This is a genomic window from Flexithrix dorotheae DSM 6795 (assembly GCF_000379765.1).
Taxonomy (GTDB): domain Bacteria; phylum Bacteroidota; class Bacteroidia; order Cytophagales; family Flammeovirgaceae; genus Flexithrix; species Flexithrix dorotheae.
In genome coordinates, this window is the sequence record NZ_KB903435.1 from 235690 (window position 1) to 251784 (window position 16095).

General features: G+C 35.4%; 14 protein-coding genes and 1 pseudogene. 6 read left to right on the top strand and 9 right to left on the bottom strand.

The features are described from left to right. Window positions 1-140: 140 nt before the first annotated feature. Window positions 141-1766, top strand: a complete 1626-nt coding sequence (locus tag A3EM_RS42055) for an alkaline phosphatase D family protein (protein ID WP_020528213.1) — start codon at window positions 141-143, stop codon at window positions 1764-1766. A gap of 249 nt (window positions 1767-2015) precedes the next feature. Continuing rightward, the gene (gene secA2, locus A3EM_RS0110750; RefSeq protein WP_157637818.1) at window positions 2016-4415 is read left to right on the top strand and encodes an accessory Sec system translocase SecA2; all 2400 of its coding nucleotides are present in this window, start codon (window positions 2016-2018) and stop codon (window positions 4413-4415) included. 289 nt (window positions 4416-4704) lie between these two features. On the opposite strand, the gene A3EM_RS42060 is transcribed toward secA2, so the two are convergent. The 3 genes from A3EM_RS42060 to A3EM_RS0110775 form a co-directional block, all read right to left on the bottom strand. Next, on the bottom strand, window positions 4705-5385 hold the full coding sequence (locus tag A3EM_RS42060; RefSeq protein WP_020528216.1) for an FkbM family methyltransferase: 681 nt from the start codon (window positions 5383-5385) through the stop codon (window positions 4705-4707). Window positions 5386-6153: 768 nt separating this feature from the next. Beyond that, window positions 6154-7989 (bottom strand): ABC transporter ATP-binding protein, encoded by a 1836-nt coding sequence (locus A3EM_RS0110770; protein ID WP_020528218.1) that lies wholly within the window; start codon window positions 7987-7989, stop codon window positions 6154-6156. Window positions 7990-8288: 299 nt separating this feature from the next. Continuing rightward, a complete protein-coding gene (locus A3EM_RS0110775) occupies window positions 8289-8933 on the bottom strand; it encodes a hypothetical protein (RefSeq protein ID WP_020528219.1) in 645 nt (214 codons plus the stop codon). Between the two features lie 296 nt (window positions 8934-9229). On the opposite strand from A3EM_RS0110775, the gene A3EM_RS0110780 reads away from it, so the two are divergent. Continuing rightward, complete coding sequence (locus tag A3EM_RS0110780; protein WP_020528220.1) at window positions 9230-9826, top strand: hypothetical protein; 597 nt, start codon at window positions 9230-9232, stop codon at window positions 9824-9826. A gap of 75 nt (window positions 9827-9901) precedes the next feature. Here A3EM_RS0110780 and A3EM_RS0110785 read toward each other — a convergent pair whose 3' ends face one another. Beyond that, entirely contained in the window at window positions 9902-10486 is a 585-nt protein-coding gene (locus A3EM_RS0110785; RefSeq protein WP_157637819.1) for a DinB family protein, read from the bottom strand. A gap of 188 nt (window positions 10487-10674) precedes the next feature. On the opposite strand from A3EM_RS0110785, the gene A3EM_RS0110790 reads away from it, so the two are divergent. Next, the gene (locus A3EM_RS0110790; RefSeq protein WP_020528222.1) at window positions 10675-11484 is read left to right on the top strand and encodes an SDR family oxidoreductase; all 810 of its coding nucleotides are present in this window, start codon (window positions 10675-10677) and stop codon (window positions 11482-11484) included. 90 nt (window positions 11485-11574) lie between these two features. Here the strand turns inward: A3EM_RS0110790 and A3EM_RS0110795 are convergent, their stop codons facing one another. Continuing rightward, the gene (locus tag A3EM_RS0110795; RefSeq protein WP_020528223.1) at window positions 11575-11832 is read right to left on the bottom strand and encodes an integrase core domain-containing protein; all 258 of its coding nucleotides are present in this window, start codon (window positions 11830-11832) and stop codon (window positions 11575-11577) included. A 752-nt stretch (window positions 11833-12584) separates the two neighbouring features. On the opposite strand from A3EM_RS0110795, the pseudogene A3EM_RS47040 reads away from it, so the two are divergent. After that, window positions 12585-13725: pseudogene (locus A3EM_RS47040) on the top strand (IS3 family transposase). 17 nt (window positions 13726-13742) lie between these two features. Here the strand turns inward: A3EM_RS47040 and A3EM_RS0110810 are convergent. The 4 genes from A3EM_RS0110810 to A3EM_RS45725 all read right to left on the bottom strand — a co-directional run bounded on the left by A3EM_RS0110810 (window position 13743) and on the right by A3EM_RS45725 (window position 15581). Further along, the gene (locus tag A3EM_RS0110810) at window positions 13743-14105 is read right to left on the bottom strand and encodes a hypothetical protein (RefSeq protein ID WP_157637821.1); all 363 of its coding nucleotides are present in this window, start codon (window positions 14103-14105) and stop codon (window positions 13743-13745) included. 113 nt (window positions 14106-14218) lie between these two features. Next, the gene (locus A3EM_RS47320) at window positions 14219-14560 is read right to left on the bottom strand and encodes an integrase core domain-containing protein (RefSeq protein ID WP_085948278.1); all 342 of its coding nucleotides are present in this window, start codon (window positions 14558-14560) and stop codon (window positions 14219-14221) included. Continuing rightward, window positions 14548-15144 (bottom strand): DDE-type integrase/transposase/recombinase, encoded by a 597-nt coding sequence (locus tag A3EM_RS47325; protein ID WP_157637822.1) that lies wholly within the window; start codon window positions 15142-15144, stop codon window positions 14548-14550. The genes A3EM_RS47320 and A3EM_RS47325 overlap by 13 nt, the downstream gene beginning before the upstream one ends. A gap of 44 nt (window positions 15145-15188) precedes the next feature. After that, on the bottom strand, window positions 15189-15581 hold the full coding sequence (locus tag A3EM_RS45725; protein WP_020528228.1) for a transposase: 393 nt from the start codon (window positions 15579-15581) through the stop codon (window positions 15189-15191). A 235-nt stretch (window positions 15582-15816) separates the two neighbouring features. Here A3EM_RS45725 and A3EM_RS42085 point away from each other — a divergent pair, with 235 nt between their 5' ends. Next, entirely contained in the window at window positions 15817-16005 is a 189-nt protein-coding gene (locus tag A3EM_RS42085) for a hypothetical protein (RefSeq protein WP_020528229.1), read from the top strand. The last annotated feature ends 90 nt before the right edge of the window (window positions 16006-16095 follow it).

Consider the following 16095-nt stretch of genomic DNA (forward strand, 5'->3'; position numbering starts at 1 on the left):
TAATGGTTGTCAATCAGTACCTTACAAAACAATTTTTGTGCGGTAGCCTATTCAAAATAAGTTCCTTGTAAGATTTGAATTAAAGTTGACTTTTTTATCATTATTTTTAGGCTCTCATTTTATTCTTACACACAACTTCTATGAAATTAGCACGAAATTCAGTCATCTCCCTTTGTTTTATTTTTATTTTCACTAATGTACTTTTAGCACAAAATCGCCCTGAGTATGATAGTAAAGAATGGCACAGAAAACAAAACCGGGAACTCTTTGCACTGATGGACTTAGGTGAAACCGATAAAGCCATTTCAGAAATGGAAAAAATGTTGGAAAAGTTGCCTAATGATCAGGAAATATTGTTTGGGTTAAGTCTGGCCTGGTGGAACAAGGGAAAAACTAAAAAGGCCAATGAATTAGCTAGTTTAGCTATCCAAAATGGTTTGCCCATCAAAAGATATTTGGCCGGACCTAGAAAGTATACGCAACCGTTGGTAGAAAGTAAGCCTTTTCAAAAGAACTTTTCAGATGGAATTACCCAGTTAGTTCACGGGCCAATGTTAGGTGATTTTTCAGCCTCAGAGGCAAAAATATGGATTAGAACTTTCCAGGAAGTTCCGTTTCGGGTAATTTATAGCCAAAAAGAAAATATGCAAAACCCGGTTTTCTCTGGTACTTTCAATACAAATAAAAATGAGGATTATACCGGGATTGCCATTTTAAAAGATCTATCTTCAAATCAAAAATATTATTATCAACTGGAAATAGATGGTAAAAAAATGGATGAGATTCACCATTTCCAAACCTTTCCAAAATCTTTAAATGACCAGGAAATTAGTATTGCATTTGGAGGAGGAGCCGCCTACAACCCTGAGTTGGAAAATATGTGGAATACTATCCAGCAAAAAAATCCAGATGCTTTGCTGCTCTTGGGAGATAATGTTTATATAGATAAGCCAGAACAACCGAATACCCAACAATACTGCTATTACAGAAGGCAAAACAGCCAGCCATTTGGAGATTTAATTTCAAAAGTGCCTGTTTATACCATTTGGGATGATCACGATTTTGGAGTAGACGATTGTTTTGGAGGGCCTGAAATTGATGCACCAGCATGGAAAAAGCCAGTCTGGAAAATTTTTAAAGAAAATTGGAATAATCCTGCCTACCAAGGAGGTGAAAATCCCGGATGCTATTACAATTATTCAATAGGAGAAATTGAATTTTTTATGTTGGATTGCAGATACTACAGAGAAGCACCCGGAGGAAATGATGATAATTACCAACCCTCAATGTTAGGGCCTGTGCAGAAAAAATGGTTGTTGGAAAGTTTGGGAAAATCTACCGCAAAAGTTAAAGTAATTGTTTCCTCCGTACCCATGGCTGCGGGTATAAAGGGACCTGCAAAAGATGGTACTTTCGATACCTGGGATGGCTATGCAGCCGAAAGAGAGGAAATATTTAATCATTTAACCACTGAAAAAATCAAAGGGGTGATTATCCTGTCAGCTGACAGGCACCGGTCAGATGCCTATAAAATTAACAGGACAGGGGATTATGCACTTTATGAATTTTCAAGCTCCAGACTTACCAATATCCATGTTCATGAACTCATTCCACATTCACTTTTTGGTTATAATGAAAAATGTTCTTTTGGCTTAGTTAAGTTTGACCTATCAGAAGAAATGCCCTTAATTGAATATCAGATTTATGATATTGAAGGAAAAAAGCATGGAGGAATCACCATTAGTGGAGATATGATTGGGTATTGAGGTTTTTGTTTTTCAGGTAAGCAATAAATAACTAAAAAGTATTTCTAAGCAGGCTTGCAATTTCGTGAACCTGCCTCTTAATTGGAAAGGTACTATCTCTTTCACAGGAAAGAAGGTTAATTTGTAAAAAAGGAAACTACTGATTTCGGTCAAAATGTCATCATAAAGATTTGAAAATCAGCCCTTTTGACTACAGTTTGACCAAGGCATTAAGGTTGATTACAAATTATGGTAACTTATCCTTTTCTCATGGTCAAATTTCCTGTTTTCACTCACATTAAAAGTAGGCTCAAGGCTGATTTTATTCAAACTAATCTTAAAATTTATGAAAAAGATTTATTAGCCATCAGGGAAGCGGAAAATACCTTGAAAGAGAAATCAGTGGCAGAATTCAGGGAAATTGCCATCAATTTCAGGAAAGCCTTTCACCTACTGGGAGAAACTCCACAAACATTGATAAAAGCGTTTGCATTAGTCTCTGAGGCAGCTTTTAGAAGTTTGGGTATGCGGCCATTTGATGAACAGATTATAGCCGCCCTGTCTATGAGCAAAAGGCAAATTGCAGAAATGCAAACCGGGGAAGGTAAAACACTTACTGCTACAATGCCTGTCTATTATTGTGCACTCTTTGGGAAAGGTGCTCATGTGCTTACTTTCAATGATTATCTGGCCAAAAGAGATGCAAATTGGATGCAGCCTGTATATAATCTATTAGGTATCTCAGTCGGGTATATTCAGGAAAGCATGACTACTGAAGAAAAAAAAGTGGCATATAACCAGGATATTACCTATCTGACTGCCAAAGAGGCTGGGTTTGATTATTTAAGATCTTTATTAGTCACCGATAAAGATGAAGATTTTCGAAGAAACCCGTATTTTGCCCTTATCGATGAAGTAGATTCCATCTTGATAGATGAATCCAGGATTCCGCTGGTAATTGCTGGCGAAGCAGATAATTTTTTAGAAGGAGATTTTTATAATATTAGTAATGCAGTAGGTAAACTACAACCAGAAACTGATTTCCAAAAAGATGAATATGAGTTGAACATTTTTCTCACGGAATCCGGAGTAAAAAAAATAGAAGCTGCTATTGGTTGCGCAGATATTTTCGATGGAAATAATAAACTACTTTTAACCCAAGTCAATCTGGCTTTACATGCCCATTTTTTATTGAGTAAAGATGTGGATTACATTATACGGAATGGTGCTATCGAATTGGTGGGTGAGTTTACGGGCAGAGTAATGGATAAAAGAAGATGGCCATTTGGGTTGCAAGCTGCTATTGAAGCCAAAGAAAATTTGCGTATCCAGCAAGAAGGAAAAATACTTGGAAAAGCCACCCTGCAACGTTTTGTAAATACCTATCCTCATCTTTGCGGAATGACTGGGACAGCAAAATCAGCGGCTGAGGAATTATTTACTTTTTATAATCTTCCGGTTACGATAATTCCCCCTCACAAACCCAATATCCGGATTGATGCAGAAGATAAAATCTTTTCCAACAAAGAAATCAAATTGCAAAATATCATTACAGAAATCAGAAAAGTAAATGCTAAAGGCCGGCCAATTTTGGTAGGTACACAAACTGTGGAAGAATCTGAATATTTTGCTAAAGAGTTAATAAAAAAGGGAATTTCCTGTGAGATTTTAAATGCTAAAAATGATGAAAAAGAAGCTGAAATAATAGCTAAAGCAGGAATGATGAATGCAGTTACTATTTCCACTAATATGGCAGGAAGAGGTACCGACATAAAACTTGGCGGAGAATTAGGAGTGGAAAAAGAAAAAATCATTCAACTTGGCGGACTTTATGTAATTGGTACCAACAGGTTTGAAAGTCAACGAATTGATGATCAGTTGAGGGGTAGGGCAGGGCGACAGGGCGACCCTGGATCTTCTCAGTTTTTTGTCAGCCTGGAAGACGACCTTCTTCAAAAATTTGGTATTAATGAATTGGTTCCCAAAAAAGTATGGGCTCAGGACTGCCTTTCCGGAGTAAACCTGACTATTGTAAACCGTGAAGTAGACAGAGTACAAAGAATTATTGAAGGAAAAAATTTTGAGATCAAGAAAACACTTCTAAAATACGGTGCTTTTATTGAAATGCAACGACAGATTATTTACCAAAAAAGAAATGAATTCCTTGAAGGCACATTTGAAAGTTTACTCAAAAAGAATGAGCCTTATTCATTTGATCGACTAGCGCAAAAAGTTGGAAAAAAAGCACTTCAATTGGCTGAAAAACAAATATCTATAGCCATAATAGATAAATACTGGGCGGATTATCTGGAAGAAATTGACCAGCTAAAACAGGAAATTCATTTGGTGGCAATAGGAGGATTAAACCCTTTCAGGGAATTCCAGAAAAGTACTACAAGTCTTTTTGAGCGCTATCTGGTCGAAATCAATAATCAGATTGTGGAGAAATTGGGTAAAGCAGAAATTACAGCAAGTGGTGTAAACCTTGAAAAGGAAGGTTTAAAAAGGCCAACCTCCACCTGGACTTATCTCATTAATGATAATCCTTTTGGAGATAAACTGGAAATGATATTAATGGGCAACAGCAATATCGGCTTTGCAGCAGGAGCAGCAATTTGGTGGCCACTATTGGCCCTTTATTTTATGGTAAAGAAATGGATGAAAAAGTAGGTTGAAAACCACCAAACTCTTAGAGCATGTTTAAATTTTAACTGTTTCGCTGCAAACACCCATTTATGAAACCTCACTTCAAAATAAAATTTCCAAATAGCGCTGCTATTCAAAAATTTTCTTTTTTCGTGAGAACCCAAAACTGGACGTTTTCGCTTGAAAACCTAAATTTTAAACACGCTCTTAATTTACATCAATTACTTACCTATTACTTGGTGAATGGATCAGTTCTCACAGTATGGCCGGTTTTTACCCCTTTGTAATACTATTTTGAGGAACTAGAATCATGTTACCTTCTAAATATTTTCTTGGCTTTCCTTAAAGATATTTTAGTTTCTTTAATTTTTAGACCTAATTTTTCTCCAAGGGTTATTTCAAATAATCCTTTCTGAATATAAATGGTATCACTGTTGTCTTTATACCAAATTTCATAATTGTTTGTTTCAATCCAGTTAGAAATCTCATTGATAAAAGGGTTTTGGTAAAATTTACCATGGGTTTCAATTGAAATTACTTTAGGTCTGCTCTTCATATATTTTAAAACATACCATTCCGAGCCTTCTATATCAATACTGATTAAATCGATATTTCCATGATCTAATTCATTAAACTTCTTACAATTTACCTCAAAGTTCTTCGATTCATCTACCTTATATTTGTCATTTACCAGAGCCGGACTGGCAGTAAGTTCAGAAACAAATGTAGAAGCATTGGCTTGTGATAAAGATAATTTCCCATTGTAGTCGTACATAGCAAAAGGAAATAACTTTACATGGGAATAGCCCCCAAATATTTCCTTTATTTTTTGGATACTTTTTGGGTCAGGTTCCACCAACATGGTTGGAATGTTTTCTTCAATAAAATCAATTACATTGGAAGTTTCAGGCATATAAACCCCCACTTCACATACATTAGTAATATTTACCCCCTTCCTCTTTAGCCTTTGATGAATTTCTTTTTTTGATTTCAAAATCTTGATATTTATTAAGTTTCTGAATGGTATATTCTTGTAGAATTCTTTATTTTATGACATTCTCTGGGAGAATTTTTGATCATTTTCTACTTTCAGGTTAATAAATGCGCTGGCCTTGTAACCATTTGCAATTAAATCAAATCCAAACTCCATCTTTGTAAATATTTGGAGGATGTGGAATGAAGATTCTAAATCCAAATGGGCAGTTGTTTTTTTCTTAAAGTACGTTTCATAGGGGACCTAAAACCTAAATACCTGATTTTTCCCAATTGGGGACAACACAAAAAAAACCTTAAAACACTTGGTAATTAAATGATTGATTAGCTTAATAAGCTTCTCAATGACTCCATTATTATCCTGGAGTGCTCTATTGATTTATATTGGCTTTCTACACACATTATCATTCTGTTTTTGAAACTTGGCCATTAATTGTCATTTCTTATAGTGCCCTAAACATAGCTAAGTTGGTTTTTTTAAATAAAACCTTTTATCGTGTGGTAATCAAATCTCAGTTTGGCTACATTTATTTAAACCGCATATATTCATCTGAAATTCTTTAAGTTCTTTCTGTTGGCTGGTATCCATTTAGCCATACTTTTTCTAAAAATTGCTTCTTACTAATCTGCTTTGCTTATTTTCCTTAAGCGGAGTGACGTTGTTAAGTAAAAACTATTTTTAATTTATGGCAGTTATCTATTACGATAAATATACGATTTTTTTTTACAAAAAAACTCTATTGATTTTGAAAGTGATTAGACATATCCATTAAATAGCCTGCATTTCTGTAAGTTTCTTGTAAAAACCATTCGTTTTTTCCAGCAAAATTGTATGAGGACCCCTCTCTACAATTTCCCCAGCCTCCACCACCAGAATTTCATTTACATTTTGAATAGTACTTAGCCTGTGTGCTATAATTAGTGAAGTTCTGTTTTGCATTAAATGGTTTAGGGCATCCTGAACCAGTTTTTCGGATTCAGTATCCAGGGCTGAGGTCGCTTCATCCAGAATTAAAATAGGAGGGTTTTTATAAATAGCTCTGGCAATACTAATTCTTTGTCTTTGCCCTCCAGAAAGCTTGACCCCTCTGTCCCCAATAATGGTATCATATCCGTTTTCTGTTTGGGTAATGAATTCATGCGCATTAGCTGTTTTTGCAGCCTGAACTACCCTTTCCATATCCGGATTTTGTACTCCAAAGGCTATATTATTAGTTATACTATCATTAAATAATATAGACTCCTGAGTTACAATCCCAATCTGACTACGAAGAGAATCTATCGAAATATCCTTAATATTAGTGCCATCTATTGTGATTGAACCATTATCAATGTCATAAAACCTTGGAATTAAATCTGCTATGGTAGATTTGCCCCCACCAGATTGCCCAACCAACGCCACAGATTGCCCTTTTTTCAGTGAAAAATTAATGCCTTTCAAAACTTCTTTCTCCCCATAGGAAAACCGTACATCATTGAAAGTAATCTGATCTTTGAAATCCACTATCTCTTGTGCATTTTCTTTATCATAAATTTCATTTTTGGTATCAATAATTTCCAAAATCCGTTCTGCAGAAATTATCCCCCTTTGAATATTACTAATGGCCCCAACAATCGCCTTTGCAGGGTTAATGATTTGCACAAAAAACAAAATATATAAAATAAAACTACTGGCAGACATAGTAGATTGGTCGGAAAGCACTAAATTTCCTCCAAAAAGTAAAATAGAGGCCACAATGATAATTCCCATTACTTCGGAAAATGGAGAAGCCAATTCTCTTTTATAAGAAAGGGATTTGTATCGTCTTTCATAGAAGTCATTTTCATTCAGAAATTTTTCCTTTACATACCCGGAAGCACCGAAGGAATTTACAATTTTCAGCCCAACAATAGTTTCATCAATAATACCAAGAAGTCTTCCAAGTGAATTCTGAACATCCATTGAATCTTTTTTCAGTTTTTTGGAGATAAACCCAATAAAACCTCCCAATACCGGGATGGTAATTAAAGTGAATATGGTAAGTTCAAATGACATGTAAAATAGGATACTAAAATAAACAATTGTCTGAACCGGATCTCGAAGAAAAACTGTAAGTGAATTTGTTACCGAGAATTCTACCTGGTGCACATCGTTGGTAGATCGGGAAACAATATCCCCCTTCATTTTATCTGTAAAATAACCTACATGTAAATCAACCAGCTTGTTAAAAATGGCCATTCTCAGCTTCTTAACTGTTTTGGCTTTTAAGGCTTCAGACAATCTAAGGGAAATATATTTGAAAAGATTTCCAAAAATTGCAGATGTTACTATTGTAATGCATAAAAAAACCAGACCTGCAAACTTTCCATAATCCTCAATTATACCTATAATATGATAATAAAAATAATGCTCTATGCTTTCCAGGTTAGTGCTTAAAACAGGGGTTTGCTTATATTTTGCCAATTCCTCAGGCTTGATAATATCAAACAAAACATCCAGTAAGGGTTTCATCATCGCAAAGTTTGCCAACCCGAATAAAATACTTAAAATAGAGCATGTAAAAAATGGAACAGCAAATGGAAGAAGTGGTTTCGCATATGATAATACTCTGAAATAGGTCTTCATTATGTCTTAAACAATAACTTTGAGTTGATTAATTTAAAATGGCTGCAAAGATAATATATGCTATAATGAAATTTATTAATCGTAAGGATTAAATGGTTTTTGTAAATCCTATTCAAAATTTTGGTTTGAGCTAAAAATGTTGTTCCTGAGGAAAAATCCATAAAAAACAATGTACTACGCTGTAGCAGGAAAGTTTCCCTGATGGACTTCTAATGGAAGAATAAAAAAAATAGGGAGTTCTAAAATATTTAGACTCCCTATTTTCCAAAAATTATTTAAAGCTTTTTTCTACTATTTATTTAAAACCACCCAAACTTCACTCCAACACTAAAAGACCAGTTATTGAGGTCTCCATTGGAAACATTCTTCAAATCGTGATTTCCCACAAACCTATAACCACCACTTGCCCCAACTTTCATAAACTTTAAAACATTAAGCTCTACATTCACGCCTGGTTCAATGACAAATCCATTCGAATCCTCAATCACATGTGGATCAAAATCATTATCAGGATGGTTTGGCGGATAATTTTCCAATTGATCTCTTACATTTACATGGCTGCTTCCAATAATTAAAGGAAAAGAGATATGGAATAATTTATTCGGATTCATGATATATTCAGCATACAATCCGGCATAATTAAAACTCATCCATAATTCCTGAGCCGGATCAGTCCCTTGAAATGGCGATTTTTTATTCAAACCGTATCCGGCCAAACCTATATTTACTTTTTCATTGAAGGTAAGGGCAGCCTTTCCCCCTACCATCCAGGTAGTTCTTCCATTTAGCCTTGTAGCCTTCCAGTCAACTCCACCAAATCCACCTGTAACTTTCAATCTTTGGCCGCCAAAAAGCGTCTCGATGTCACCTTTATTGTCTTTTTCCTGTGCAAAACCAATCAGCCCGATTCCCACAAAAAATAATGTAACTATTAACTTTTTCATCTTTTGATTCTTCTTATTTAGTGATTAAAATAAATTATCATAGCTGCTATGTCATTTCTTTACTTCTATTTTCCCGGTCGATTTATTATAAGTCAGATTGGAAGTATGGAACCCTTAAAACAAAATAAAAAAAAGTGGCCTTTTATTTAAAATAGCTCACCAGTGGTCTCTGAAGCATGTTTTTTAAGAGAAAAAAATTATAGCAAGTTGGAAATACCTTTTTAAAATTGCCTTTAATATAATTTTTCGTTTTATTGTGACTTTATACAATAATCATCAAACTTTTATAAACGCTAATGCAACAAAAACTCCTATTTTTTCTATTTTTTGCCTGCGCTGCACTTTTGAGTTGCGCACAGGAAATCACCAATAAAGATGAGCAAATTGGCATGGCTGTACTTGCCGCTCCTGAAGAAACGAGAGCTGGTGCAACAGTACTTGGCTACGATGGGGAAGGCAACCTAATTACCTTGAGGGAAGGAACCAATGAAATGATTTGTATTACAGATGATCCGGATAAAGGTGGATTCCAGGTGGTTTGCTATCATAAAGACCTTGAACCATTTATGGCCAGAGGCAGAGCTTTAAAAGCAGAAGGAAAAAATGGTTCTGAAGTTTTTGAAATTAGGGAAAATGAAGCTAAAGCAGGCACGCTAAAAATGCCTGATCAGCCCACAACCTTGCATGTTCTTTCGGGTTCCGAAGCCCAATATGATCATACAACCGGAACCGTTTCAGGGGCAAATTACCGCTATGTGGTATATATTCCATTTGCTACACCAGAGTCTACCGGACTACCAACTAAACCAATTGTACCAGGAGGGCCATGGATTATGGATCCCGGAACCCACAAAGCACATATTATGATTACACCTCCACCACAAGCTCAATAATCTTTCAAACAGAAGTGGTTGGGAATTTTTTTTGAATTACCAGCCACTTCAATTTTTGTTCAACTGAAATAATAGTCAAATACTTTTCTGAGTTTGGAATTGGAAAGCTTCGTTTTCATTATTTTTCATTTGGTATAGATGCCTTTGGGCATGCTTTATTAAAAACCACAGATATTGGTAAACATCTACGATTCCCAGATTATTCACATTAATTAGGGTCTTACAAGCCAATCCCTCACCATTTGGAAGTGCTTTTAAAATCTGAAAACAATGCTGTAGTTGATTCCCGATACCCCCCTTGATTTTCACTAAATCATTCCCTATTGAAGGCTTTAGATAACCGGGGGTTTCCCAAGGAAATGAACCCCAAATCCCAATTCCATCCATCCCGGGTTTATCAAATTCATAATCCAACAATTCTTCCTTCCAATTGATATGAAGTTGATTTTTCAATGCCCTCTCTTTTCCTTTTTCGATCAAATTAAGATAATAGTGGTTAGCCAGATAAATATGATCAAGAATTTCAAAAACAGTCCATCCTGCGCTTTTGGGAGCATACCGGAGCAATTCCTCTGGTTTTTCAAACCATTCATCAATTGCTGAAAATGTAGATATTAATTCTTTTTCAATCTGAAGAATTACATTTGCAATGTTTACCATGGTTAGGCCAGGATATTGGGCATTCAATTGTTTTGTGTGTCGCTAACAGAAATTAATTGGATTTTAAACAGAAGTGTTGCACAAAATTCAATTTGAATCTTAAAAAAATTAACACTGGTGCCTAAACCCGATAGATAACAAATTTCCGAAAATAAAAACCTAATTTTCAATAAATAAAGCGGAATTTTATGAGTAAATCAGTAAGTATATTGGGCTGTGGCTGGCTGGGCTTACCATTAGCCAAAAAACTTGTTTCCCTGGATTATTCTGTAAAGGGATCCTCCACTTCTGCCGAAAAATTAAATTCCCTTAAAGCCAGTGGAATTTCTCCCTTTTTAATCTCCATAAGTGAGGATGAAGTGGAAGGGGAAATTAAACAATTTTTGGAAAGCGAAATACTTATTATTAATATTCCTCCAAAAAGAAAGTCTCCAGGCGCGTATGTCCATCAAATTCAGCAGCTTATCCCGCATATTGCCGCCTCCACTATAAAAAATGTATTGTTCATTAGTTCTACTTCAGTTTATCCTGATACTAATACTTTAGTAGATGAAAATTGTGTATTACCTCCGGAAAAAGCTTCGGGGAAAGTATTGTTGGAGGTGGAAAAAATATTCCAATCCAATAAGCATTTCCAAACCACAGTCTTAAGGTTTGCGGGATTGATAGGACCTGATAGAAATCCGGGCAGGTTTTTAGCGGGACGAGAAATAAAAGTCCATCCAGAGGCGGTAGTCAACCTTATATATCTTCAGGATTGTATAGGATTAATTAAAACCCTTTTAGAAAAAAATATTTGGGGAGAGGTTTTTAATGGCTGTAGCACTCTTCATCCTTCAAAAGCTGAATTTTACACAAAGGCCGCAATTTTAGGCCAATTCAATCCCCCAGATTTTATTCCTGATCCAGACCAAAAATTCAAAATTATTTCCAATCAAAAAATCCTTTCTGCAACCGACTATAGTTTCGTATTCCCAGACCCCTTAGCTAGTCTGTGAAGGGGAATACATAATGTCTTATGGCAAAAAAAGTTTACAGATGAATTAGGTTTAATAAAAAAATATTATTTTGATGAATTTGGTACTTTTTCAATATCGGTAATATTGCATTTTTTTTAAGTCAACTATTTTTTTTCTTTTATTCCTTTTACTCCAGTCTACTTTCTTCCAGCGTTTCTTCACTTTTAAATCCTTCTGGTGAACTTGTGCTGGAGTTTTAAAATCTAAACCCCAGTGTAATCGACATGTATTATATACCCAAATTATTTGTGCCAGCTGCTGCTTTCCTTTTGCTGAATCTCTAATCCCTCGACCTTCTAATAATTCATTTTTAATCGTATTGTTCATGCGCTCTGCTACAATACTGTAGGCCACGATCTGAATGATGAATGAGCTCTCTTTCTAAATATTTTCTCTTACCTAAAGCCATTTTCAAGGCATCTAGTGGCCCTTCAAGCCCTAAATCATTCCTTAAGGACCAACCAACTATTTTTCTTGAAGAGGCCCGGTCTGGAGGACATCAGTAATCAGACTCAAATACATAAATCCTTGGTTACTTCTTATATAAGTTATATCACTTACCCAAACTTGCCCTGCTTGTGTTACCTTAACATCTTTTACTAAATTTTTATAAATCCGATACCCATGACCTGAATAGGTGGTTTTAACAATTTTTCTCCTGTAAGGTTTGCTTAAACCATACTTTCTATAATAACCCTCTCAGCTTCTTCTCACCTAGTTTGATCTTATGTGCTTGTAAAAAAACTTGCAACTGATGATGTAGTTTCACACAACCTATACGAGGCTGTAATTGCCTGATTTTCTGAATTTCCTCCAACACCAGTTCTTCTTTTATGGCACTCTTTTCCCTTCGTTTTTCTGCCTTGTAATAAGCTTGTCGTTGCCTGCCTAAGATTTTACAAACTCTGCCAACACCTGATAAGGGATGTTCCAGAATTATTTCAACTGACGTCTTATACCAGAATTTTTTTTTATGCTCACTCTGACCTTTTCCCTTGACCTTTTCCCAATAAATCGGACAGGATTAAATTAGAGTTTCGGGCATATAATTGTTAACTTGAAAACACAAATATTTGCTTATGAAACGGTCAAAATTCACCGAGAGTCAAATTATTTTTGCGCTCAAACAGTCGGAAACTGGAGTGAGGGTTTCGGAGGTCTGCAGGAAGATGGGTATCAGTGAAGCAACCTTTTATGTCTGGAAAAAAAAATATGGAGGTCTGGGAGTTAGTGAGCTTAGACGATTAAAACAGTTAGAGGAGGAGAATGCTCAATTGAAGAAGTTAGTAGCTGATTTAAGTTTGGACAAACAAATCTTGCAGGATGTCCTAAAAAAAAAGTTTTAAAGGCTGTTCAGAAAGAAAAATTAGTTCACAGCATACATTTGGAATATGGTATTTCCATCCAAAAATGTTGTAAGCTAGTCTTGTTACACAGGAGTGTGTTTTACTATCAGCGAATTGGTAGGCAGGATACAGCGATGAGGATACGACTAAAGGAATTAGCAGCCGTTAGGGTACGGTATGGTATTGACCGACTAAGTATATTGTTACGAAGAGAAGGCTGGTCAGATAATAAAAAGAGGATTTATCGGGTGTATTGTGAGGAAGGCCTAAACTTGAGGAACAAACATCCAAAGAGAATAAGATCAGCTAGGAGGCGACAACCTTCTAATGGTAATGCCTCTAGTTTACATGAGTGTTGGAGTATGGATTTTGTAGCTGATCAGCTTTTTAATGGCAGTAGATTTAGGATATTAACTATAGCCAACGTGGCCCGGTGAATAATTATAGTCGCAAATGTATGGCCGTAGATGCTGGAAAGTCAATCAAAGGGGAAGACGTAGTGACAATTATGGAAAGGATAACCTTGGAAGAAAGATGTTTTCCCAAACGAATAAAAGTAGACAATGGAAGTGAATTTATCAGCAAGGCCTTGGATAAATGGACTTATTCAAATAAAATTGAGTTAGAGTTCTCTAGACCCGGAAAACCGACTGATAATGCATTTATAGAGAGTTTTAATGGTTCACTTCGAGATGAGTGTCTTAATGTAAATTGGTTTCTTTCCATGGAGGATGCCCAAGAAAAACTACAGGATTGGCGAGAAGATTATAATAACTTTAGACCTCATAGTGCATTGGGAGGAATTCCTCCCAATGAGTACCTTGAAATTAGTAAGAAAAGTCCGGATTCTCTAATTATGACGTGTCCAGTTTAAGGGAGAGGGTCAAAATATTAAAAAAGTCGCTCTAAACTATGTCCTAAAATAGGGAAGGCTACAACCCCTAACTCACGTTCTGCTATGTCTACCATCTTTTTCCAAACTTGCGACTCCAGTTCGGCATCTTCTAATAAGCCTTGTAGCGATTTCAATTCTCCTTCCAGTTCTTTGATTTTAGCTTTATCACTTTTTTGCTTCGATTTTTTCAATTGAAAATAAGTTTTTCTATTTAATTGTCGCAATTCATTCAGGGAAATTTTATAACGGCTCATTAATTCATCAGCATTAATGAGACCTAATCGATAAGATACTACTGCTGATGCTAAACTCATTGGGCTAATTTTTGACTTTCCTGGGATAAATAATTTACTTGCCATATTGCTCTTGGTTTATCCGCTGTACCCCTATTTTGCCACAAGTCATAATGAATAGTCCTGAAAATACCTTACAGATTTCTACAGTTTTAAATGAATAAATAATTTGTATTATTTTAATATTGATATAAATCTTCTAAGATGATAGTTTTCTTTTTTCGTTTCTTTCTTTTTTTCCAGTCTACGTTTTTCCATTTTTTTTTGAGTGGGCCCTCCAGGCAATAAGCCTGGGTAGGGGTGAGGTAATCTATACTGGCATGAGGTCGAATATTATTATATTTTTCAATATTTCTATTGATGATTTCTTTGACCTCTTTAAAGGAAACATAACCTTTTCTTTGTCCATACCGGAATTCTGTTTTCAATGTTCGATGTACCCGCTCTGCAATGCCATTATCTCTTGGATCACCACCCTGGGTCATACTGACTGTTATTTTATTGGCCTTTAAGATATCAATATAATTACCTGAACAATATTGAACGCCATTCCATGGTGGCCTCTGTCTGAATGATGAATCAGATCCAGCTTATCCTGTTTGTTTTTCCTTTGTTGCAAGGCTTGTTTAAGGGCTTTTACTGGACCTATACTTTTCAAATCTTCTTCTACTGACCAGCCTAATATTTTTCTTGAATAAGCATCGGTAACCAAGCTTAAATAAGCAAAATCACTTCCTACCGGCAAATATGTAATATCGGACACCCATAATTTATCTGGTTTTTCAACCTGCATATCTTTCCTCAAATCAGCATACTTCCGATATGCATGATCAGAGTTGGTCGTCCTGACACCCTTAACTAACTTAATCAGCAGACCATAGCTTCTCAGGACCTCATGAAATTTGTCTCTGCCTATTTTTATTTTTTCACTGACAAGCCAATCTTTCAGCAAAAAGTAGAGTTTTAAAGTACCAATACCGGGTAAATCCTTCCGAATCTCTTTTACTTTTTCTGCAATCCTTTCCCCAAGATCATCCATCTTTTTTTCCTGCTTATCAGCATCATAATAACTCTGACGATGCTTGTCAAAAAGCTTGCAGATCAATTTTAAGCTCAATAAGGGATGGGACAACCTGTACTGATCAACAGCTATTTTCCAGACTTTTTTTTTATTTTAATGTTAAATTTCTCTTCTGCAATATTGATAATTAACTCAAGGGCTTCCTGTTTGAGTGCTGCAAAACGAAGCGCCTCTTCCTTAGCCTTTAACTCCTTTTTTAAGGCCGCTATTTCTTCATCTTTATCCTTGTATTGAGGTGTGGCCATTGCCTGATTTTTATCTTGAAGGCTCGATAATCTCCTTGATTCATACTCCCGCAACCATTTCCTAAACAAGTCTACCGAAATTTTATATTTTTTGCAAAGTACCCTTACAGTAAAATAACCTGTATAATAAAGTTCAATAATTTTTAACCGTTCTGGTAAAGTAAATCTCTTGACTGAACCTCGTTTTTGTCTTTTTTCTTGTTCCTTGATTTTCATATACTTACAATTTTGTGTAAGGCTATGTCAGGATGATACATAATTAATCATAACTTTCGTTATGTTAAGTATATAAGGAAAATATAGCCTTCTAACAAATAAACCAAATATTAAAAATGTAAACATACCTCTTTCCATGGGGTGCACGTCAAACTTCCCAGCCTTAAAGATTTATTGAAAAATTGCATAAAAAGGATTATCTTGAAAAAGTACTAAAACCAAAACCAGATATCTGATGACCACTGAAGAATTAACCGCTAAGATACAGGCAGAAATTAAATTATGGCAAGCCTCTCAACAAGGCCAAACTAGTGGGTATGAATATGAGAAGTCGTTTGTTGAGGTATGGGCAAAATTGGGTCGGGAAGTATTACAAAATAGTCTTGGGGATGAGTCCTATAAAAAGAACAAGAAAAAAAAATAAAGTCAAGTTTTGGCAAGTTGATAGTGAATAAAAATCATTGCCTTGCAAGCAGTCCTCAAGGATTTCGGATGAGTAGTTATTTACAAGAAA